Source organism: Corynebacterium sp. NML120713, assembly GCF_001875735.1.
GTDB classification, from domain to species: domain Bacteria; phylum Actinomycetota; class Actinomycetes; order Mycobacteriales; family Mycobacteriaceae; genus Corynebacterium; species Corynebacterium pseudogenitalium.
In genome coordinates, this window is sequence record NZ_MLCR01000015.1 from 56,425 (window position 1) to 77,803 (window position 21,379).

The window sequence follows — 21,379 nt, forward strand, 5'->3', positions numbered from 1 at the left end:
TCCTTCGCCGACTTTTGCGTTTCCCCAGGTCACGTAAAGCACGGGAGGGAATTTGGTGTCAGTTCAAGCAGCACGCGCACCACATTCCACGATTCCGACCGGCGAGCGCGGCAAAAGCCCAGTTCGGACAAAACCTGTGAGGGAATGTTGTGAGGGAATGTGGTGCGCACCCCGCTAGCGCACAATCCCCAAAGAAGCCCCTACTCCACCACCAACTTGATCACGTCGGTCGGGCCTTCGTCGCCCGCGAACTCGACGGGCTCGACGGTGGGGGTAATCGGGGCGTTCACGTCGAGCTCATCGCCGGTGGTGGCGCTGGGGCAGGCGTCGATAATTGAGGGGTCGAACCACTCGATGGCGGGTGTGCGATCATCGCTGAAGATGACGCCTATGCCACTCCAGGTCTCCCAGCGCTGCGAGTTGTTGTTGATGCTGTAGACATCGTCGGGGTTGAAACCCAGGGCCTCCGCTTGCGCCTTGTCGGTGTACGGGCAGAAAAGATAGGCGCGCTCGGCGCTGTCCCCGACAACCTGCGACACCGTAAACGGTGCGCCCTCCTGCGCGGCGGCTGCGAAGCCCAGGTCCGTCGACTTCCCTGTCGAACACCCGGCTAGCGCCACGCAGCTCAGTGTAAGTCCAGCAAGAGCCGTTGTACGCGCCTTCATGATGGTCTCCTATCCTTGGCGGGCGTGCTCACGTACCGCGAATTCTACCGCGTCGAGTGGCAAGTCGGGGGCGTGCTCGTCGCGCCCGGCCTTGATAGCCGCCAGGTAGGCGCCGTATTCGTCGGCGGACCAGTCGCTGGTTACGTCCAGGCCGGCGCCCTTCGCGCGGTTGGAGCAGATGATGAGCGGCTTCTCGTCGGCGGCCTCCTGCGGGCCGGCCAGGAAGTAGATCAGGCCCGACGCGAACTTCGCAGGCAGGCCGGTAGCCACGACGGCCTCGTACTGCTGGACCGGCGTGAGCTCACCAGAGCCGACCTTACGCAGCGCCTGCAGCAGCGCGTTCGCCTTGCCCTTGTTGCGCAGGAACTGCTGCAGCTTCAACTGCGCCTGCGCGTTCTTGCCGCCCTGGAACGCGAAGGACGCGCCCAAAAAGTCGATGATCTGGTCGCGGGCGAACTCGGAATCCACCACGTCTTGCGCGAAGGCGAAGACTTCGCGGCGGGTCAGGGTCGCGGTGGCGTCGTCACGGAAGGGTGGGACGCGGCGCAAGTTGTGTGGCCAGCCGGTCTTCCAGCGGATCGGGGAAAAGCTGACGGTTTCTTGCGCGACGGCTTCCGCGGTTGGGGAAACGGCCTTGATGGCTTCTGCAATCTGGTTTGTCATGCGGACTATTGTTACACACTATGACCATCCTCGTGCTTGACCCTCGTTGGCCCGACATGCTGCCCGTTTCAGTTGCGCAGCGCATCCGGGGACCAGTGGAGTTCACCATGGAAGTGCCCGTCTCCGTGCGTTGGGACCTTGCCGACGCCCCCGACGGCCCCTCCCCCTGGCTCCTCACCACGAACGAGGACGACGAGGTGGTGCGGGAGCGCGTCGCGAAGGGTGAGCACCTCGAGCGGGTGCCCTCGCTCGAGGACCCCGTCCACCAGGCAGTATCCGTCATGCACGCGGCGCGCACGCGCGGGCAGTGGGAGCGCTCCATGACACATGAAACGCTGCTGCCCTACCTCCACGAGGAAACCGAGGAGCTCGCCGCCGCCATCACCGACAACGAGGGCGACGAAGCCCTGCGCAAAGAGCTTTCCGACGTCCTGTTGCAAGTCCTCTTCCACGCCGAAATCGCGGCAGAGCGCGGCGCGTTCGGGTTCGCGGAGGTGGCGCAGGGGTTCGTCGACAAGATGAAGGCGCGCTCCCCCTACCTTTTCGACGGCAGCACCGGCACCATCGACGCCGAGACCCAGGACCGGCTGTGGCAGGAGGCCAAAGCCAAGGGCAACTAGCCTTGCGGCCCGTAGGCCCCGCCGCGCAGGGCGCGGTCGTTGAGCTCGCGGCGCGCCTGCTCAAGCGCCACCAAGTCGGAAAACAGCGCGTTGTAGGCGGCCTCGTCGTCGGAGGGGCGCATGCGCTGCAACTGCGCCTTCAGCAGCGCAATCTGATCCCCCACGCGGGTCTCCTGCAGGCGAGACAGCACCGAGTCCACGTAACGATCAATGTCGTCCGGGTGCATCGGCTCAACCGCCAACTCTGAAACGAAATTGCGGCCCACCAGGTCCAGCATTTCCTGCGCCACCTTCGCCAAAAACTGCGGGCCCACGTGCGCGCCCGTCACCCCGCCAGCCTTCTCGATCGCGTCACGCACCTGGCGATACGCCGGGTTGGTAAACGCCTCTGGCGAAATGCCCTCAAAGTAGCTGCCGGCCTTCTCCGGGTACTGCAACGCAATCTTGAGTGCCTCGCGCTGCGGCCACAACAGCGGATCCTGCGGGTTCGGCGGCACCAACGCGGGCGGCTGGCCCGGCGCGGCCTGCTGCTGGTTACGCTGTGGCTTCTGCCAGGTTCGCTGCTGCTTCGGGCGGCGGGCCTCCTCGCGGACCTGCTCGAGCACCTCGTCCGGGTTCGGCCAGCCCACCCAGCCTGCGAGTCTGCGCGCGTACTCCGTCTGCAGCACCTTGTCGCTGATACCGGCGACGACGGGAACGGTGCGCCGCAACGCCTGCAGACGCCCCTCCGCCGTGTCCAGCGAATAGTCCTTCAGCAGGGACTCAATCACGAACTCAAAAATCGGGATTCTCGACGCCACCAAGTCCCGCAACGCGGAATCCCCGCGCTCAAGGCGCAGGTCACAAGGGTCCAGGCCGTCGGGGGCGACCGCCACAAACGACTGCCCCGAAAACTGCTGATCCCCCTGGAACGCGCGCATCGCCGCCTTCTGACCGGCCTCGTCGCCGTCGAAGGTGTAAATCAGTTCGCCGCGGAAATAATTGTCATCCAGCATGAGGCGGCGAATCACCGCCATATGGTCCTTGCCGAACGCCGTACCACACGACGCCACCGCCGTCTTCACCCCGGCGGCGTGCATCGCCATCACATCCGTGTAGCCCTCCACCACCACCGTCTGGTGATCCGTGGCAATATGCTTCTTCGCCAAATCCAGCCCGAACAGCACCTTCGACTTGTGGTACAGCATCGTGTCCGCGGTGTTCATGTACTTACCCATCGGGTCATCATCGAACAGCTTGCGGGCGCCGAACCCGATCACGTTGCCGGCCACGTCCTTAATCGGCCAAATCAGGCGGCGCCGAAACTTATCAATCGGCCCGCGACGCCCCATACTCGAAATCCCAGCATCCTGGAGCTCCTGGGCGTCGAAACCCTTGCGAAGCAAGTGCTTCGTCAACGTGTCCCAACCATCCGGGGCGTACCCACACTCGAAGTGATAAATCAGCTCCTTCGAAAACCCCCGCTCCAGCAAGAAATTCCTACCGACTTCCGCCTCCGGCGTCTCCAACTGCTCACGGTAAAACTCGTGCGCCGCCTTATTCGCCGCCAACAGGCGCGCACGAGTCCCCGGCTTCACATCACGCCCACCAGTCGTGCCGCCCTGGTAATTAATGTGGTAGCCGATCTCCTGAGCAACCGCCTCCACCGCCTCCGGGAAGGACATCTGCTCCATCTCCATCAGGAACGAAAAGACATCCCCGCCCTTGCCCGTGGAAAAGCAGTGGTAGTACCCGCGCGCCGGCCGGACGTGGAAAGACGGCGTCTTCTCATCCTTAAACGGGCTCAAGCCCTTCAGCGAGTCATACCCAGCCGGTTTGAGCTGCACATACTCGCCAACGATGTCCTCGATCGCCGCCCGCTCACGAATAGCCTCAATGTCACTATCCGGAATTCTGCCCCTAGCCATACGCACATCGTAGCGCCTGTGCCACAATGACTCAGCGTGAGCCGAAAATCGAAGAACACCGCCGTCGGCGCCGTCGTTGTCGCCGCGGCGCTCCTGATCAACACGTTCCTGCCCCACAATGACGAGGGCGCCGCGTCGGGAGACCCCACCTCCTGCCCGAACCTCCCCGCAGAGGCCTGGGACACCATCAACCTCATCGAATCCGGCGGACCCTACCCGCATCCGGAGGACGACTCGCGCTTTGGTAACTACGAGCGCACCCTCCCCGAGGAGCCACTCGGCTACTACCGCGAATACACCGTGGACACGCCGGGCGTGCACCACCGCGGACTTCGGCGCATCGTGACCGGCGGCGGAGCCGACGGCGTCGTCGACGAGTGGTACTACACCGACAACCACTACGACACCTTCTGCGAGGTGCAGCCGAGGTAACCAACTGGGGGAAGGTGGCGTCTCGAGCACACTCGGGAAATTGTGAACAAAATTGCTACACTGCCAACGCATGGGGGAATTCGCAGCGCTCAGCGCACACATTCACAGCCTTCGGGGACGCACAGTACAAGCTCAGCGGCTCAAACGAGCCGTCACGACCGGAACTATGGTGCGGATTGGGAGGTATGGGGCCGTCGAAAAGCAGTGGTGGGGCACGCTAGACCCCGACACCCGCCGCATCGCACGAGCCCTCATCCACGGCCGCGAAAACCGCAAAGCCGCCATCGTTGGGCGCACCGCCGCGCGCCTCCACCGCCTCCCCGTGCCGCACCTCGGCCGACAGCCCGAACTCACCGAAGTCGCGCTGCCCAACGGCACCTCCATCACCCGCAGCAAATGGCGCCCCGGCCTCCACTATCGACGCCAAATCCTCCACACCACCGACACCATCGCCGGAATCCGCGTCGCACCCCTGCCCGAAACCATCGCGGGCATCTTCAAATGGGAGCCACGCGCGCAGCTCTACCCCGTCCTCAACCACCTCAAACACATCGGCGGCCACGAGGACACCATCACCGCAGCCATCTGGGCCCTGCCCCGCCAACGCGACCGCAACACCCTCCAACTCTGCTGGGAGCGCGCCTCCCACCACCCAATCGCGCCCGAGCTCAGCTACCTCGCCACCGCCCTCCTCTCCCACCACGCACTCCCCGCGCACTACTGGCACACCCAACCGCACCGCGTCATGTACGGCACCCACTTCGCCCTCGCACTCACCGACGCCCCACTTTTCGACGACCACTGCGCCCCCACCGAAACCAGCTGGGTCCGCACATTGCACGTCCCCGTGGAAGCACTCCACCGCGACCTCCGCGGCACGATCAGCCTCATCGCCGACACCGTGCGCGCCACCTACCGAGGCCGCCCGCATTGCGACATCTGCCGGGGCCCGCGAGAACCACTGCAATATGCTGACAGCTCCCCACGCGACGCAAGCATTGAAGCCTACATCGCACGGATTAGCAGATTCCCCGACGATGAGCGGCCCGAAGGCCTTCTTCCCACGTGGTGATTTTGGGGGTGGCATGTGTGCTCTCGAGCGGAGTCGGGAATTTGTGAACAAAATTGCGTGTGGTTGGAGTCACAAAATGCGCAATTCTATTCACGATTTTCCGAACAATCTCGCGAGGCATATCCCCACCCCACGCGAGCCGTCGCCGACGAGAACCTCCAGGAGAGTTCAGAAAACGCCGGAAATGAGCTGTGAGGTGTGGCATACTTTCCGAAGTTGTGACCCAAAACACGGAAAGAGAGGCGACCGCATGAACTCGCTCTTCCTGGTACTCATCGGACTGGCGATGCTGGTTACTGGGTACCTGCTGTACTCAAAGTTCCTCGCGCAGCGGGTCTATAAGCTATCGGAAAACTACGAGACCCCGGCGCACACCATGGAAGACGGTGTGGACTACGTCCCCACAAACAAGTACGTGCTGTGGGGCCACCACTTCACCTCCGTGGCGGGCGCTGCGCCGATTATCGGCCCGGCGGTCGCGGTCATCTGGGGTTGGCTCCCGGCGTTCTTGTGGGTGACCCTCGGTACCGTTTTCTTTGCTGGGATGCACGACTTGGGGGCGTTGTGGGCGTCGCAAAGGCATAGGGGCCAGTCGATTGGCACGTTGTCGGGTCGCTACATCGGCTCGCGGGGGCGCAACCTCTTCCTCGTGGTGATTTTCCTGCTGCTGCTGATGGTCAATACTGCGTTCGCGGTGGTGATTTCGAACCTACTGATTGCGACGCCATCAGCGGTGATTCCGACGTGGGGCGCGATCCTGGTCGCGGTGCTGATTGGGCAGGCGATTTACCGCTTCAAGTGGAATCTGCCGCTGGTGTCGGTGGTTGGCGTCGTGGCGTTGTACGCGCTGATGGTGCTTGGCGACCGCATGCCGCTCGCGCTGCCGGAGACCGTAATGGGTATTCCGGACCGTGGCATCTGGATTAGTTTACTGTTCGTGTACGCGTTCATCGCGTCGATGCTGCCAGTGTGGGTGCTGCTGCAGCCGCGTGATTACATCAATGGCCTACAGCTGTTCGTCGGCCTGATTATTCTGTACGCATCGTTCTTCATTGTGCGTCCGGAGATTGTGGCGCCGACGCTGAATGAGTCTGTGCCGGAGGGTACGCCGAGCATCTTCCCGCTGCTCTTCGTCACCATTGCGTGTGGTGCGGTATCTGGTTTCCACGGCATTGTTGCTTCAGGTACGTCAGCGAAACAGCTGGATAAGGAGACGGACGCGCGCTTCGTTGGGTACTTCGGTGCGGTCGGTGAGGGCCTGCTGGCACTCGGCACGATTGTGGCGACGACCGGTGGCTACAAGACCGTCGCGGACTGGGAGAACGTGTACAACGCGTGGAACGCCGGCGGCGTGAACGCCTTCGTTGAGGGCGGCGGCTCCCTGATGAACGAGGGCCTGGGTATCCCGACGACCCTGTCGGCCACTATCCTGGCCACCATGGCGGTCCTCTTCGCGGCTACCACAATGGACTCCGGTGTGCGTCTGCAGAGAATGGTCGTCGGCGAAATTGGCCAGATTATGGGCGTGAAGCTCTCCGGCCTGGTGGCCACGATCATCGCGGTTGGCGCTGCGCTTGGCCTGACCTTCTCGACGGGCCTGGACGGCTCCGGTGGCATGATCATTTGGCCACTGTTCGGTACCACGAACCAGCTGATGGCCGGGCTGACCCTGGCAGTCCTGGTGGTCATCCTGACGAAGCTGCGCCGCCCGACGTTGCCGCTGCTGATCCCGCTGGCGTTCGTCACGCTCATGTCGCTGTGGGCGGCAGTGCTGCAGCTGCGCACCCTGCACGCAGCTGGAAACTGGCTGCTGCTGGTGATCGACGTCGTCATTATTATCTGCGCAATCTGGGTCATCGTTGAGGCGATCACCGCGATCAACAAGGCGCGCCGCGAGCCAGCCATGCAGTGGGAGGACACCCCAGCCCATGAGCCTGCGCAGTAGGTTGGCCGCGCTCGGCGCGGGCCTCAACGAGTTCTACCAGGCGCCCTACCGGCGCGAATTCGCCCGCGCCGCGCGCGAGGAGGACGACCTGTTCACCCTGCTGGTCGCCTCCGAAATGCTCGGCATCCCGAACCCCGCCAGCTACTACACGCTGGAACTGTTGCCCCTGCTCTACGACGACTTCCACGCCTGGCACACCCGCATGGGCATGGAACGCTCACCACTCGATGGGATCTCATGTTGTTAGACGCCCCAGTCATGTTCTTCGGCGGGAAAGGTGGCGTCGGCAAGACGACGATCTCCGCCGCCACGGCCGTGCGCCTCGCCGCGCGCGGCGACCGCGTCCTGTTGGTCTCGACGGACCCCGCACACAACCTCGGGCACATTTGGGGCACCACGCTTGACGACGCCCCCACTGCCCTCGAACCGAACCTCCACGCCATCGAGCTCGACCCGGCAACCATTACGTCACAGCACCTGCGCGCGGTTGGCGAATCGATGCGCGCCATGATGCCCGAGCGTCTCCACCGCGAAGTGGACCGCCACCTGGAGATGTCGCGGCACTCCCCCGGCATGCACGAGGCCGCACTTCTGGAACGCATCGCCGACCTCGTCGCTGAGCGCGGCGACTACGACCACATCATCTTCGACACCGCCCCCTCCGGCCACACCTCCCGCCTCATGGCGCTTCCCGAAGTCATGGCCGCCTACACCGATGGCCTCTTGGCCCGGCGCGACAAGTCCGACAAGTTCAGCGAACTCGTCCGCGGGATAGGTGGCACTGCCGGCGACAGCGGCTCGCCCGTTGACCGCCGCAACCAGCAGATCCGCTCGACGCTGCTGAAGCGCCGCCGCAAGTTCGAGCACCTGCGCGCCGTGCTCACCGACCCTGCCCAGTGCGTCTTCCACATCGTGCTCACCGCAGAACGCCTGCCGGTCATGGAATCGATGGAGTTCTACGAGGAGCTCACCTCCCACGGCGTGCACGTCGGCGGCGCCTTCGTCAATCGGCGCGCGCCGGATGAGGCCGGCGATTTCCTAGCGGGGCGGCGCGTGGTGGAATCTCGAGCACTGGAGCTGCTGGATCTGCCGGTGCCGGTGCTTGAGTTGCCGTGGCTGCCGGGCGAAATCGGCACGCGAGATGCCCTCGAGCAGATTGCTGGTTTCCTCCCCGCGTAGGGGTAGAAGGTGTCATCTCGAGCGGAGTCGGGAATTTTTGAACAGAATTGCTTGTGGTTCGAGTCACAAAAACTGCAGTTTTGTTCACAATTTTCCGAATCTCGTCGTGACGAATACCTCTAGAAGAACCCGTCGAACGCAGCGGCCTTCTTCGCGGTGCGCTCCAGGCGTGACTCCGTCATCGAGGCGATCTGGTCCACGATGACGCGTTCGCGCTCCAGATCCGTCTCGGCGGCCTCGAACCACTGCTGGAACATCGTGTCCAGGGTGCCCGGCGCACCCGCGCGCAGGTACTCGTGGACGTGGAAGATGCGGTCGCGCTGCCGGTCCTGGCGCGCGAGGTGCGCGGGCTCGTCCATGACGTAGAGCACGGCCACGGTTTTGAGCAGACGGACTTCCGCCTCCACGTCGGGCGGGACGATGAGGTTGCCGTGCTGCCTGCCCAGTATTCGGTTTGCCTCGTCGTCGAGCGTGGCTTGCGTGACCCCGCCGACGTAGCGCCCCACTAGTTGCGAAGTCAGTGCTTTGAGTTGGGTCCAGGACTGGAGGGTGAAGTTGAAGTCGGCGGCTGCGGCGATGGCGGGCAGGGCGCGGAGGCGGTCGGCGGCGTCGATGAGTGAGTCGGCGGTGCCGCCGAATGCGGCGGCGCCTTTCTCGGCGAGTGCGGCGAGCTCAACGAAGTCCCACAGGACTTGGAGGGATACGCGCCCGGAGACGATACCGTCTTCGACGTCGTGGACGGAGTAGGCGATGTCGTCGGAAAAGTCCATGACTTGAGCTTCCATGGGTGGGCGCGAATCGGTGTGGCCGGCGCGTGCCCAGGCGAGTATGTCGGCGTCTTCGTCGTAGGCGGAGTATTTACGGTTAGTGGAGCCGTCGGGGTTGGTGCGGGTCCGCGGGTATTTGGTGGCGGCGTCGAGGCTGGCGCGGGTGAGGTTGAGTCCGTAGGTGGTGGCGTCGATAATTATTTTTGGTTCGAGGCGCGCGAGGATGCGCAGTGTTTGTGCGTTGCCTTCGAAGCCGCAGGGGGCGGCTGCGTTCAGGGCGTTTTCGCCGTTGTGGCCGTAGGGCGGGTGGCCGATGTCGTGGGTGAGGCCGGCCATTTCGCACAGGTCGGGGTGGAGGCCGAGTCCGGTGCCGATGCCGCGTGCGATCTGCGCGACTTCCAGCGAGTGGGTCAGGCGTGTGCGTGGTGTGTCGCCGTCGCGGGGGCCAACGACTTGGGTTTTGTCGGCGAGGCGTCGCAGTGCCGCGGAGTGGAGGACGCGGGCGCGGTCGCGGGCGAAGGCGTCGCGGGTGTCTGCCTGGGGTGCGGTTTGGGCCCCTTTGGCGGCTTCGGGGGCGCGGCGTTCGACGTCTGCGGCGTTATAGGTGTACACGCCTTCTGAGCGTAAACGGTTCCGGCACGTTTCTGTGTGAGCGACTACCCTCATTGGCATGACTAAGCGCAATTACCGTCTCTTGGCCGCTGCCCCGCTGTTTGTTGGGGGCGCGTTGCTGGCCGTCGCTCCGGTGGCGCAGGCTGCAGCGCCGTCCGTGTCTGTGCAGGCACTTCGGCCCAGCTTATTGACGACGCCGGTCACCGACGAAGCTGGTGTCCTGACTCCTGGGGAGATCTCCCAGATTGAGGACGCTATCGCGCAGGTCAGCGCGCAGAAGGGCCGCTCGGTGCGGGTGGTGTTCCTGGATTCCTTTGAGGGAACGCCGCCGTCGCAGTGGACGGAGGATGCGGTGCGGGCCAACGGGCCGAACACGGCGGTCATCGCGATTTCGCCGAATGAGCGCGCGTACAGCGTGACCACTGGCGAGCAGTGGTCGTCCGCGGAGGCGGACGCGATTGACCAGGCGGCGTACGCGAAGTTGACGCAGTCCGACTGGGCGGGTGCGGCGTTGGCCGCGGTTGAGGCGGCCGGCAGCTCAGGCGCGGGCTCGAGTGGCACAGGCTCGGCCGGCGGCGAGTCCACCGGCCTGATTGCTGGCGGTGCCGGGCTCGCCGCGGTTGCCGGTGGCGGGTACTGGGCGGTATCGCGTCGTAAGAATAAGCAGCACAGGGAGGCGCAGGTGGCGTCGGCACGCGAGCTCGCCCCCGGCGATGCGGATTCACTCAACCGCCTACCTACTTCCACCTTGGACGCGGTGGCGCAGGAGGCGCTCGTAGCAGCCGACGAGTCCGTGCAGCAGGGCCAGGAGGAGCTGCGCCTGGCTATCTCCGAGTTCGGCGCCGACCGTGTGCGCCCGTTTACCGCGGCGATGAACTCGGCGACGACCGCCCTGCAGCGCGCGTTTCGCACTCAGCAGGCGCTGCACGACGCCATCCCGGAAACGGAGCCGGAGCGTCGCGCCATGCTCATCGACATCATTACGTCCGCCCGCACCGCTGAAGCGTCGCTGCGCGCAAAGACGGAGGAGTTCAACTCGATGCGCGGTGTGCTGATGCGCGCGCCGGAGGAGATCGAGAAGGTCATGCAGCGCACCGTCGATCTGCGCTCGCGCCTGGAGCCGGCGAAGCGGCAGCTGGCGGCGCTGCGCGAGCAATACCCCGCACAGATGCTGCACTCCATCGACGGCAATGTTGAGCTCGCCGCCGAGTCCCTCGACGAGGCCGAGGCACAGCTGGACAAGGCCCGCGGGCTCACCGCACGCCCCGCCGGTGAGCAAGGTCCGCTTCTCGACGTCCTCTCCGCCGCCACCCGCGCCGTCGAGCTTTCCGACCACAACTTGTCCGCCATCGAGCACGCCGACGCGAACATCCGCACAGCGAAGGAGAACATCTCGGCGCTCATCCAGGAAATCCGCGACGAAATCGAGCAGATCGCGCAGCTCAAGGGTGCACGCGCGCAGGGCGCCGACATCGACGTCGCTGCCCTCGACCGCGTCACCGCGACCGCCCGCGAGGCCATCGCCAACATCGGCGACCGCGACACCACCGACCCGCTGAGCCTGTACGCCGACTTGAGCGACGTGGACGCCCAGATCGACGCAGAAATCGAACGCGCCGAGGGTGCCGCCCACGACCAGTCACGGGCGCTGACCATGTTCGACCAGCAGATGCAGGTGGCCACCACCCAGATCCAGTCCGCCGAGGACATGATTCGTTCCCGCGGCCGGATTATCAGCTCCCAGCCCCGCACGCTGCTGGCCCAGGCACAGCGCGAGTACGCGGAGGCCCAGCAGCGCCGCACCAGCAACACCCGCGAGGCCATCGAGTACGCCCGCCAGGCGACCACCACCGCGCGTCGCGCGATCCAGGCCGCCAAGGACGACTTGGATCAGTACCGCCGCGCCCAGGCCCGCGATACCGCGAACTCCATGGCGCAGGCCGTGCTGTGGGGATCGATCCTCTCCGGTGGCGGCAACCGCGGGGGAAGCTTCGGTGGGGGTGGTTTCGGTGGAGGCGGCGGCTTCTCCGGTGGCGGCGGTGGCGGCGGGATGACTACCCGCGGCGGCACCTTCTAACCGGCTAGTAGCGCAGCCTGCGCGTGGGCGTATCCACGTACGTGAGCGCCCACGTCATAAACAGCAGGTCCCCCACAAGCGCCTCGGAAGCGCAGTCCCCCAGAACGGTCACCTCTAGCTCCCCGTTGAGGTGGCCGTTTGTTGTTGCGACGGTGATACCGCGGGCGTCGATAATGTCGCGGCGGCGCCCCCGTGTCCGGCGCACCGTGTACGGTCTGCTGCCGCACTCGGCGGCGTAGCGCGCCACGGTCAGGCTGGCCTTGCGCAGCAGATAGCGCTGGCCGCGCTCGTCGACTCCGCGTAATGAGGCGGGGGACGTCGACACCATCGTGATGCGGTGGACGTCCGCGGTGATCGTGGCGCCCTCAACGGTTGCCACCGTTGCATCGCATCCTTCGAGCGCCGCACCGCGCCACCACCACGTGGTCATTAGAGGAACATCACCAGCACGATGATCCCCGAGAACAGCAACAGCGTGCCGATCAGCGCATTCGAAATCCCGAGCTTCTTCGCCTCCAGGACCTCGCGGCTCACCCATGCCAGGCCCGCAACGTCGGTGGCGGGCAGGGTGGTTTCGCCCTCGAACTCGAGGATCGCCTTGCGCACGCCGTTGTGGTCCTGGGTGAACTGCGCAACCTTCTCACCAGCCGCGTCGTTGACCACCCAGTTCTTGCCCCACTCGTTGACAAGCACGTAGGAACGCTCCCCGATGTGCGCCGGGATCTCCTTCGCGCGCGCCAAGGAAGCGGTAGCTTCCACTACTTTCTCACCGTTGCACGTCGCCACCGCACCGGACTCCGGCGCGACCAGCAGGTCCCACTGCTGCCCGCCCACCGTTGCGGACTCGTGCGTGAACTCGCCGAGCACCTCCGGGCCGGCCTCAGCCAGCAGCTTCGGGGCGTCGCGCTGCGTGCGGTCCCAGCTTACGTAATGCATGGTGCGTGCCTCCTAGCAGCCGATCAGGCGGGTCGCCAGGTATGCCTCGAGCTCGTCGATCTTGACGCGCTCCTGCTCCATCGTGTCGCGCTCGCGGACGGTCACGGCGCCGTCCTCAAGCGAATCGAAGTCGAAGGTCACGCAGAACGGCGTACCGGTCTCGTCCTGGCGGCGGTAGCGGCGGCCGATCGCACCAGAGGTGTCGTAGTCCACGTTCCAGTGCTGGCGCAGCTTCGCGGCGAGCTCCTCAGCCGGCTCAGCCAACTCCGGTTTCTTGGACAGTGGCAGCACGGCAACCTTCACCGGCGCCAGGCGACGATCTAGCTTCAGCACCACGCGGGTATCCGTGCCACCTTTGGCGTTCGGGGCTTCTTCCTCGTGGTAGGCGTCGACAAGGAAGGCCATCAGCGCGCGGCCAAGACCTGCTGCTGGCTCGATGCAGTACGGCGTCCAGCGCTCGTTTTCTGCCTGGTCGAAGTAGGACAGGTCCTCGCCGGACTTCTCAGAGTGCGTGCGCAGGTCGTAGTCCGTGCGGTTCGCGATGCCCTCGAGCTCGCCCCACTTGGAGCCGGTGAAGTTGTAGGCGTACTCGATGTCGACAGTGCGCTTCGAGTAGTGCGACAGCTTCTCCTTCGGGTGCTCGTACAGACGCAGGTTATCCGGGTTAATGCCCAGGTCGATGTACCACTGCAGGCGGTTATCAATCCAGTACTGGTGCCACTCTTCATCCTCACCCGGCTTGACGAAGAACTCCATCTCCATCTGCTCAAACTCGCGGGTACGGAAAATGAAGTTGCCCGGCGTGATCTCGTTGCGGAAGGACTTACCAATGTTGGCGATGCCGAACGGCGGCTTCAGACGCGCGGACGTCATCACATTCTTAAAGTTCACGAAGATGCCCTGCGCCGTCTCCGGGCGCATGTAGTGCAGGCCCTCCTTGTCGTCGACCGGGCCGAGGTACGTCTTCATCAGGCCCGAGAACTCACGCGGCTCAGTCCAGTTGCCCGGCTGGCCCGTCTCCGGGTCCTTGATGTCAGCCAAACCGTTTACTGGCGGGTGGCCGTGCTTCTCCTCGTAGGCCTCCAGCAGGTGGTCAGCGCGGTAGCGCTTGTTGGTGTACAGCGACTCCACCAGCGGGTCCGTGAACACCTCCACGTGGCCCGAAGCCTCCCACACCTGACGCGGCAGAATAATCGACGTATCCACGCCGACAGTGTCCTTGCGGGACTGCACCATGTGCTTCCACCACTGGCGTTTAATGTTTTCCTTCAGCTCGACGCCGAGCGGACCGTAGTCCCATGCAGAACGCGTACCGCCGTAAATTTCACCGGCCGGGTACACAAGGCCACGGCGCTTGCAAAGGTTAACAACGGTATCGATCTTGCTGGCTGACATGAACACTCCTCATAGATGGGTGATGCAAAAACTACCCGCTTAGTGTAGCCAATCACCCAGACACTTAGCATCTACCCCACCACATTGGCGCCGTCCGCTACTCTGGAACGCACTATGCCAAGCTCGAATAACCCCGTCAGGAAACTCGGCCCGCGCATGACCCGCCAGCGCCAGGCCGTCGTGGACGCGCTGAAAGACATTGACAAGTTCAGCCCCGCCAAAGACATCCACGCAGCGCTGATCGACCGCGACGAGCAAGTCGGTCTCACCACCGTCTACCGCACGTTGCAGGGGCTCGCAGAAATCGGCGCCGTCGACGTCATCCAAAGCCCAGAGGGCGAAACCCTCTACCGACACTGCCTCACCGAGCACCACCACCACCATCACCTCGTGTGCGTCAAGTGCGGCACCAGCGAGGAGATCGAAGGCGGCCCCGTCGAGTCCTGGGCTGAGGCCACCGCCAAAGAGCACGGCTTCACACTCGTCGCCCACGAAGCAGAAATCTACGGCATCTGCAGCACCTGCCAGGCCTAATCAAACTTATCGACGGCCCCTCCGAACCTCCTGTCCCGCTTCGCATACTCGTAGACGGCGTCGAACATGTCGTCCTTGGTGAAGTCCGGGAAGAGCTTGTCCTGGTAGACCATCTCCGCGTACGCCGACTGCCACAGCAAAAAGTTCGACGTCCGCTTCTCCCCACTCGGCCGCAAAAACAGGTCCACGTCCGGCATATCCGGGCGGTACATGTACTTCGCGAACGTCTTCTCCGTAATATCCCCAGGCGCAATCTTGCCGTCCCGAGCGTCCTTGGCCAGCTGGCGGGCGCCGTCGATAATCTCGGCGCGACCACCGTAATTAATGCACATCGCAAGTGTGAGCCCCGTGTTGTCCTGCGTGAGCTCCTCGGCCGCCTCGAGCTCGCGTAGCACCGAGCGCCACAGGCGCGGGCGACGCCCCGCCCACACGATGCGCACGTTCTTCTCGTGCAGCTCCTCGCGCTGGCGGTGCAACACATCGCGCGAAAAGCCCATGATGAAGCGCACCTCCGAGGCAGCGCGGCGCCAGTTCTCCGTCGAGAACGCATACGCCGACAGCCACTCCACCGACCCCATCTCAATGCAGGCATCCACGCAGTCCAGCAGCACCGCCTCACCGCGCTTGTGGCCCTCCGTGCGCTTCATGCCGCGCTCCTGTGCCCACCTACCGTTACCGTCCATCACTAACGCGATATGACGAGGAATAAACTCCGGGGAAATCTGCGGTCTGCTCATGGGAAACATTATGCCTGCTTCATCACTCGCAAACTTGTTAACCCCGCCCCCAAATAAAACTGCAGGTGAGCAGACGTCGCCCGGTGCACCTGCTCCGCGAACTCCTCCGAACACACATGGTCATGCTCCAACAGCCACATCGAATGCAGCACCTCCGGGTCCACATCCATCGCCCCCGGCGGCCTGCACAGCGTGCACACCGCGCCGCCAGCCGCCGCGTGAAACGCCTTATGCGGCCCCGGCGTCTGGCAGTTCGCGCAGTTAAACAGGCTCATCTTCCAGCCCGCGTGCGCCGCCGCCTTCAACAAGAACGCGTCCAACACCAAGGTCGGGTGCGTCGGCGACTGCAGACGCTCGAAGCCCTCCTGCAGCAGCGCAAATAACTCCGGATCCCCCTGATCAAAGGACAGCTTCTCGGCAGCCTCCAACATCGCGCAACCCGCCGCGTACCTATCGAAGTCATCAATGATCGCGTGACCATAAAACGCGACGGTATCGGCGCTAGTGATCGTCGATAAGCCTCTGCCCGGATAAACCTGCACATCCACCTCGACGAACGGCTGCAAGCGCGACCCGAACCGCGACCGCGCCTTGCGCACCCCCTTCGCCACACCCCGCACCAAGCCATGATCGCGCGTCAACAACACAACAACGCGATCCGCCTCCCCGAAATCGTACGTGCGCACCACAAACGCACGATCACGCCACGACGGCCTCCCCGCCCCGCGACCTCTCCTAGAAGCCAAGACGCCCCAACGCCTTCGGGTCCTCCTGCCAGTTCTTCAACACCTTCAAACGCACATCCAGGTACACGTTCTGACCCACAAGCTCCATAATCTGCTTCCGCGAACGGTGCACAATCCCACTCAAACGACGCCCGCCAGGCCCCTCGATAATCCGCTTCTGACCAGGACGCTCCAAAAACATCACCGCGTAAATCATCATCCGATCCGGGCGCTCCGGATCCGGATGCATCTCATCAATCTGCACCGCCACCGAGTGCGGCAGCTCCTCACGCAAACCACTCAGCGCCTCCTCACGGATCAACTCCTCAATCCGCGCCTCGACGCCCTCATCCGTCACCTGATCAACCGGATAAAACCGCGGCCCCTCCGGAAGCTTGCTCACCAACACATCCATCAGCACGTCCAGCTGCACCCGGTCCTTCGCAGACACCGGCACCAACTCCACGTCCTTACCCAAGTACTCGTGCATCTCCAACAGACGCTCCCCCACCACGTCCTTCGGCACCTTATCCAACTTCGTCACGATGCCCACAATCGGCGTCTTCGGCTTCGCCGCCCGAATCTCCTCCAAAATGTAGCGATCCCCCGGCCCCAACTTCTCATCCGCAGGCACCGTAAACCCAATCACGTCCACATCCTGGTACGTATCCTTCACGATCTCATTCAGCCGCTGCCCCAACAACGTCCTCGGCCGGTGCACCCCCGGCGTATCCACCACAATCACCTGCGCATCCTCCCGATTCACCACCCCACGAATCGGCCGACGCGTCGTCTCCGGCTGATCCGCCATAATCGCGATCTTCTCCCCCACCAACGCATTCATCAGCGTCGACTTGCCCGTATTCGGCCTGCCCACAAAGCTCACAAAGCCCGACCGGAAGCCCTCCGGGGTCTGTGTGAAGCCCGCGTAGTCGGGGGTGCTCGCATTTGCGTTTGTTTCTGCTGGTGCGTTGGACAGGTCCGGGAACTCCGGGAAGTTTTCGCTCATGGTGCAGAAGTCTACCCTGCGCGCTTGCAGGTGCTGCGTTGCAGCTGTTCGCGCCGCTGCTGTTTGCGTTCCGGTCGAGGTATTAAAAGCGCGCGACGGGCCCGACGCGACACCCGGTCCCTTCAGAAAAGTTCCCCGATTCCGCTGACCTTGGGAACTTTTTTCGTAGACATCCGTCGCGACCTGGCCAAACGTCGGAGCCGCTCGACGGGAACCTACCTAGACACAAAGTTGTTCCCGAGCGTGGGAACTTTTTCAGGCTGGACAGCCAGATAGTCGGACAGCCAACGCAAAGGTCGGCGGAACCGGCTAGAGCGCCTCGACCTCGAACTGCAGCTGCGGGTTGGCGTAGGCGTCCTGGGACTCGACGAGCAGGAGCTCGGCGGAGTCGGCGTCGTAGGTGCGCTTGAGCAGGTCGTAGACGGAGCTGGCGGTTTTGGCCAGGGCGTCGGCGGCGTTGCCGCCGCGCAGGTAGTGGCCGGTGAACAGGGCCGCGGTGACGTCGCCGGAGCCGTTGCGCTTGAATGGCAGGCGTGGGGTGCGCACGATCCACTTGCCGTGGTCGTCGACGGCGATCATTTCGATGGTGTCGGCGGGGGCATCGGCGCGCTCAACCGAGGTGACCAGGACGGTAGACGGGCCCATCTCGCGGGCGGCGTCGACGGCGCGGAGGGTGGAGTCCAGGTCAGTGACGTCTTGTTCAACGAGGTAGCCGAGCTCGAACTGGTTGGGGGTGATGAGGTCGGCGACGGGGACGACGCGGTCGCGCAGGAGGGGTGGGATGTTGTCGGAGACGAAGCAGCCGGATTTGGCGCTGCCCATGACTGGGTCGCAGGCGTAGATGGCGTCGGGGTTGACGGCCTTGACGCGGGCGACGGTGTCGATGATGACGTCGGCAATGTCGTCGCCGCCTTGGTAGCCGGAGAGGATGGCGTCGACACGCGGGAGGGCCCCGCGCTCCTCGATACCGTCAATGATGGCCGCGACCTCCGTGGCAGGGATCATTGGGCCTTTCCAGGAGCCGTAGCCGGTGTGGTTGGAGTAGTTGACGGTGTAGACGGGCCACACTTCGTGGCCGATGCGCTGCAGCGGGAAGACGGCGGCGGAGTTGCCTACGTGGCCGTAGGAGACGGCGGACTGGATCGACAAAATATTGCTCATGGGGATAAGCGTACAAACCTGTCGGCTACTTGTCTTCAGAACCCCCGTCTGAATTTTCCGTGGATTCATCAGCGGGCTCGGGGACCTCGATGAGTACGCTGCGGGTCTTGATGCGTCCGCGCCGGTCGCGGCCGCCTTCGGCGGTGTAGCGCAGGCCGTCGTGGACGATGGCGGAGCCGGGCAGTGGGACGCGGCCCAGGTCGTAGGACAGCAGGCCTGCCACGGTATCGACGGAGTCGGTGACGTCCTCTTCGAAGGTGAGCTCGTAGTCGAGGTGGTCGGCAAGGAAGTCGACGAGGTCGTCGAGCGGCAGGCGTGCCTGCGCGCGCAGGGTGCGCTCTGCGACGAACTCGATTGGGGCGTCCTCGTCGTCGTCGTATTCGTCGGTGATTTCGCCGACGATTTCCTCCAGGAGGTCCTCCATTGTGAGCAGGCCGGCGACGTTGCCGAACTCATCGATCACGATGGCGATGTGCGTGTTCACCCGCTGCATGTCCTGCAGCAGCACGTCGAGCGGCTTGGAGTCCGGGATGAACAGTGGCTCGCGCATCAGGGTAGACAGCACCGTGTCCGGCGCGACCGGGGTGCCACTAGGGCCGAACATATCCTTCAGATATGCGACGCCCACAATCTCGTCGACGTTCTCCCCGATCACAGGCACGCGTGAGTGCCCGGAGCGCACCATCAGTGTGGTTGCCTGGCGGGCGGTCTTCTCCCCCTCGATCCAGATCATCTCGGGGCGCGGCACCATGATTTGGCGGGCGTGGGTGGTGGCAAGGTCGAAGATGTTTTGGATCATGCGACCCTCGGTGGTTTCCACCACACCTTTCTCCTGGGCGATGTCGACCATCTCGCGCAGCTCCACTTCGGTGGAGTACGGGCCGTCGCGGAAGTCTTCGCCGGGGTGGAACAGGTTGCCCACCCAGATAAGCAGGCGCGACACCGGCCCGAGGACACGGTTGACGATGACCAGCCACGGCGCGGCCTTCAGCGAGATCGTGTAGGGGTTGCGGCGCCCAGCGGTGCGCGCAAATACGCCGATGATACTGAACTGCAGCAGCGTAACCGACGCGACGGCGGCGATGATCGCCCACGCGTCGGAGGGGATCAGATCCATCGCCAGCATGGCGGCGAAGACGGCTGCAACGGCGTCGAGGACGGTGCGCAGCATGACCAGCATGTTGATTTGGTTGGCGCGGGCGTCGACAACCCGGGCGAGCGCCTTGGCACCTGAGACTTCGTCCTTGACCATGGTCTCGACGCGCGCGCGCGAAATCGGGGTCAGCGCCGATTCGACCGATCCGAACAGGCCGGAAAGCAGCAGCGCGAGCACGGCGACGAGGCCGTAGGCAACGGTGAACTCCATTTAGTCGCGGCCCTTCATCATGCGATCGAGCTCCTCGCGGTCGGCGGCTGAGGGAAAAGCATGGGCGCCGGTCGGCTTAGGCTGGTACTCGATGCCGCGTGCCGCCAGCGAGTCGTACCAGTCCGCGAGCAGTTCGTTTTGCAGCGAGAACATCTCGCGTTCCTCGTCCGGCATGACGTGGTCGTAGCCGAGCAGGTGCAGCACACCGTGGACGGTGAGCAGGGCGAGCTCGTGGCCGAGGTTGTGGCCTGCCATCTCCGCCTGCTTGCGGTCGAAGGCCGGGCACAGGATGATGTCGCCGAGCATCGCCGCGCCGAACGGGGACGCGTCCGGGCGTCCGCCGCCTGGGGTGAGCTCGTCCATCGGGAAGCTCATGACGTCCGTGGGCCCTTCCAGATCCATCCACCGAACGTGGAGGTCAGCCATGGTGGCTTCGTCGACAAGCGTGATGGTGGCTTCCGTGTCTGGGTGCACATCCATGGCTTGCAGGGCGAAGGAGCAGACATCGACGAGCATTTCCTCGTTGACGTCCGCCTCCCCCGATTCGTTGAGGACTTCAATACTCACTGTCTTGCCTCTTCTTCGCGTTGTTTTCGTTCGTAGCGTGCGGCGTTGCGCGCGTCGTGCTCGTCGTAGGCCGCGACGATCCGGGAGATCAGGTGGTGGCGCACGACGTCTTCTGCGCGCAGGTCCTGGAAGGAAATGCCCTCGATGTCGCCGAGGATGCGGCGGGCGACGCGCAGGCCGGAGACCGTGCCTCGTGGAAGGTCAACCTGGGAAATATCGCCAGTGACCACCATCTTCGACCCGAAGCCGAGGCGGGTGAGGAACATCTTCATCTGGGATCCGGAGGTGTTCTGGGCCTCGTCGAGGATGACGAACGCGTCCGAGAGGGTACGCCCGCGCATGTACGCCAGCGGGGCGACCTCAATGATGCCGGCCTCGATGAGCTTCGGGATGGCTTCCGGGTCCATCATGTCGCGCAGCGCGTCGTAGAGCGGCCGCAGGTAGGGGTCGATCTTGTCACTCAGGGTGCCCGGCAGGAAGCCGAGCTTCTCCCCTGCCTCGACGGCGGGGCGGGTCAAAATGATGCGCTTGACCTCTTTATTGTGCAGCGCCTGCACGGCCTTCGCCACGGCCAGGTACGTCTTACCGGAGCCCGCAGGCCCAATGCCGAATGTGATCGTGTTGTCGTCGATCGCGTCGACGTAGGCCCGCTGGCCTGCCGTCTTCGGCCGGATGACCTTGCCGCGCCGCGAGATGATCTCCGCGCCGAGCAGCTCCGCCACCGACTCCGGCGACTCCACCTCCATCAGCGAAATCGCGTGCGTGACAGTATCCGGGGTGATCGGGACGCCGCGCCGCGCCATCGACTCGAGCTCGTCGAGCACCCGCAGCGCGTGCGCGACCACCACGGCCGGGCCCCGCACGGTCACCGCGTTGCCGCGCGCGTGCACGTCGGCGCCGAGGTGTTGGTTGAGCACCCGCAGGTTCGTGTCATTAATACCGAGCACGTCCTGCGTGTATACAGAGTCAAGCTCAATGTTGCGCGTGACCAAAGGTTCCATGTCGCCTAA

The 21,379-nt window shown here is 64.3% G+C and carries 22 protein-coding genes; 8 read left to right on the forward strand and 14 right to left on the reverse strand.

The window, feature by feature from the left end; genetic code table 11:
- Positions 1-200: 200 nt before the first annotated feature.
- Both BJP06_RS08180 and BJP06_RS08185 read right to left on the reverse strand, forming a co-directional pair.
- Complete coding sequence (locus BJP06_RS08180; RefSeq protein WP_070477994.1) at positions 201-665, reverse strand: hypothetical protein; 465 nt, start codon at positions 663-665, stop codon at positions 201-203.
- A gap of 9 nt (positions 666-674) precedes the next feature.
- Positions 675-1,328, reverse strand: a complete 654-nt coding sequence (locus tag BJP06_RS08185) for a hypothetical protein (protein ID WP_071573505.1) — start codon at positions 1,326-1,328, stop codon at positions 675-677.
- Positions 1,329-1,348: 20 nt separating this feature from the next.
- Between BJP06_RS08185 and BJP06_RS08190 the strand changes: the two genes are divergently transcribed.
- Positions 1,349-1,948, forward strand: a complete 600-nt coding sequence (locus BJP06_RS08190; RefSeq protein ID WP_071573506.1) for a MazG nucleotide pyrophosphohydrolase domain-containing protein — start codon at positions 1,349-1,351, stop codon at positions 1,946-1,948.
- Here the strand turns inward: BJP06_RS08190 and dnaG are convergent.
- Entirely contained in the window at positions 1,945-3,855 is a 1,911-nt protein-coding gene (gene dnaG / locus BJP06_RS08195) for a DNA primase (RefSeq protein WP_071573507.1), read from the reverse strand. The genes BJP06_RS08190 and dnaG overlap by 4 nt on opposite strands.
- Positions 3,856-3,891: 36 nt before the next feature.
- Between dnaG and BJP06_RS08200 the strand changes: the two genes are divergently transcribed.
- From BJP06_RS08200 to BJP06_RS08220, 5 genes are all read left to right on the forward strand, one after another.
- Positions 3,892-4,287, forward strand: coding sequence for a ribonuclease domain-containing protein (locus BJP06_RS08200; protein WP_071573508.1), 396 nt, complete (start codon positions 3,892-3,894; stop codon positions 4,285-4,287).
- A gap of 70 nt (positions 4,288-4,357) precedes the next feature.
- Entirely contained in the window at positions 4,358-5,359 is a 1,002-nt protein-coding gene (locus tag BJP06_RS08205) for a hypothetical protein (protein ID WP_143110599.1), read from the forward strand.
- Between the two features lie 250 nt (positions 5,360-5,609).
- Complete coding sequence (locus BJP06_RS08210; protein WP_071573510.1) at positions 5,610-7,304, forward strand: carbon starvation protein A; 1,695 nt, start codon at positions 5,610-5,612, stop codon at positions 7,302-7,304.
- Positions 7,288-7,551 (forward strand): cory-CC-star protein, encoded by a 264-nt coding sequence (locus tag BJP06_RS08215; protein WP_071567736.1) that lies wholly within the window; start codon positions 7,288-7,290, stop codon positions 7,549-7,551. Before BJP06_RS08210 ends, BJP06_RS08215 begins: the two co-directional genes overlap by 17 nt.
- Positions 7,542-8,483 (forward strand): ArsA family ATPase, encoded by a 942-nt coding sequence (locus BJP06_RS08220; RefSeq protein ID WP_177224291.1) that lies wholly within the window; start codon positions 7,542-7,544, stop codon positions 8,481-8,483. Before BJP06_RS08215 ends, BJP06_RS08220 begins: the two co-directional genes overlap by 10 nt.
- 119 nt (positions 8,484-8,602) lie before the next feature.
- On the opposite strand, the gene BJP06_RS08225 is transcribed toward BJP06_RS08220, so the two are convergent.
- Positions 8,603-9,862, reverse strand: a complete 1,260-nt coding sequence (locus BJP06_RS08225) for a deoxyguanosinetriphosphate triphosphohydrolase (protein ID WP_071573511.1) — start codon at positions 9,860-9,862, stop codon at positions 8,603-8,605.
- 58 nt (positions 9,863-9,920) lie between these two features.
- On the opposite strand from BJP06_RS08225, the gene BJP06_RS08230 reads away from it, so the two are divergent.
- Positions 9,921-11,939 (forward strand): TPM domain-containing protein, encoded by a 2,019-nt coding sequence (locus tag BJP06_RS08230; RefSeq protein WP_071573512.1) that lies wholly within the window; start codon positions 9,921-9,923, stop codon positions 11,937-11,939.
- Positions 11,940-11,943: 4 nt separating this feature from the next.
- Here the strand turns inward: BJP06_RS08230 and BJP06_RS08235 are convergent, their stop codons facing one another.
- Genes BJP06_RS08235 through BJP06_RS08245 form a run of 3 tightly spaced genes read right to left on the reverse strand, consistent with a single transcriptional unit; the run spans position 11,944 to position 14,270 of the window.
- Positions 11,944-12,369 carry a hypothetical protein gene (locus BJP06_RS08235; RefSeq protein ID WP_071573513.1) on the reverse strand — a complete coding sequence of 142 codons (426 nt, stop codon included), beginning with the start codon at positions 12,367-12,369 and terminating at the stop codon, positions 11,944-11,946.
- Positions 12,369-12,875, reverse strand: coding sequence for a hypothetical protein (locus tag BJP06_RS08240; protein ID WP_071573514.1), 507 nt, complete (start codon positions 12,873-12,875; stop codon positions 12,369-12,371). The genes BJP06_RS08235 and BJP06_RS08240 overlap by 1 nt, the downstream gene beginning before the upstream one ends.
- A 12-nt stretch (positions 12,876-12,887) precedes the next feature.
- The gene (locus BJP06_RS08245; protein WP_071573515.1) at positions 12,888-14,270 is read right to left on the reverse strand and encodes a glycine--tRNA ligase; all 1,383 of its coding nucleotides are present in this window, start codon (positions 14,268-14,270) and stop codon (positions 12,888-12,890) included.
- Positions 14,271-14,384: 114 nt separating this feature from the next.
- On the opposite strand from BJP06_RS08245, the gene BJP06_RS08250 reads away from it, so the two are divergent.
- The gene (locus tag BJP06_RS08250; protein ID WP_071573516.1) at positions 14,385-14,804 is read left to right on the forward strand and encodes a Fur family transcriptional regulator; all 420 of its coding nucleotides are present in this window, start codon (positions 14,385-14,387) and stop codon (positions 14,802-14,804) included.
- Here BJP06_RS08250 and BJP06_RS08255 read toward each other — a convergent pair.
- The 7 genes from BJP06_RS08255 to BJP06_RS08285 form a co-directional block, all read right to left on the reverse strand.
- A complete protein-coding gene (locus BJP06_RS08255; RefSeq protein ID WP_240492792.1) occupies positions 14,801-15,541 on the reverse strand; it encodes an isoprenyl transferase in 741 nt (246 codons plus the stop codon). The genes BJP06_RS08250 and BJP06_RS08255 overlap by 4 nt on opposite strands.
- Positions 15,542-15,549: 8 nt before the next feature.
- Positions 15,550-16,287 carry a DNA repair protein RecO gene (gene recO / locus BJP06_RS08260; RefSeq protein WP_071573517.1) on the reverse strand — a complete coding sequence of 246 codons (738 nt, stop codon included), beginning with the start codon at positions 16,285-16,287 and terminating at the stop codon, positions 15,550-15,552.
- A complete protein-coding gene (gene era / locus BJP06_RS08265; RefSeq protein WP_083433250.1) occupies positions 16,277-17,275 on the reverse strand; it encodes a GTPase Era in 999 nt (332 codons plus the stop codon). The genes recO and era overlap by 11 nt, the downstream gene beginning before the upstream one ends.
- Positions 17,276-17,584: 309 nt before the next feature.
- The gene (gene pdxY / locus BJP06_RS08270; protein ID WP_071573519.1) at positions 17,585-18,436 is read right to left on the reverse strand and encodes a pyridoxal kinase PdxY; all 852 of its coding nucleotides are present in this window, start codon (positions 18,434-18,436) and stop codon (positions 17,585-17,587) included.
- 25 nt (positions 18,437-18,461) lie between these two features.
- Positions 18,462-19,802: a hemolysin family protein gene (locus BJP06_RS08275; protein WP_071573520.1), complete on the reverse strand. Its 1,341-nt coding sequence runs from the start codon at positions 19,800-19,802 to the stop codon at positions 18,462-18,464.
- A complete protein-coding gene (gene ybeY / locus BJP06_RS08280) occupies positions 19,803-20,369 on the reverse strand; it encodes an rRNA maturation RNase YbeY (RefSeq protein WP_071573521.1) in 567 nt (188 codons plus the stop codon).
- The gene (locus BJP06_RS08285; protein ID WP_071573592.1) at positions 20,366-21,370 is read right to left on the reverse strand and encodes a PhoH family protein; all 1,005 of its coding nucleotides are present in this window, start codon (positions 21,368-21,370) and stop codon (positions 20,366-20,368) included. The genes ybeY and BJP06_RS08285 overlap by 4 nt, the downstream gene beginning before the upstream one ends.
- Between the last annotated feature and the right edge of the window lie 9 nt (positions 21,371-21,379).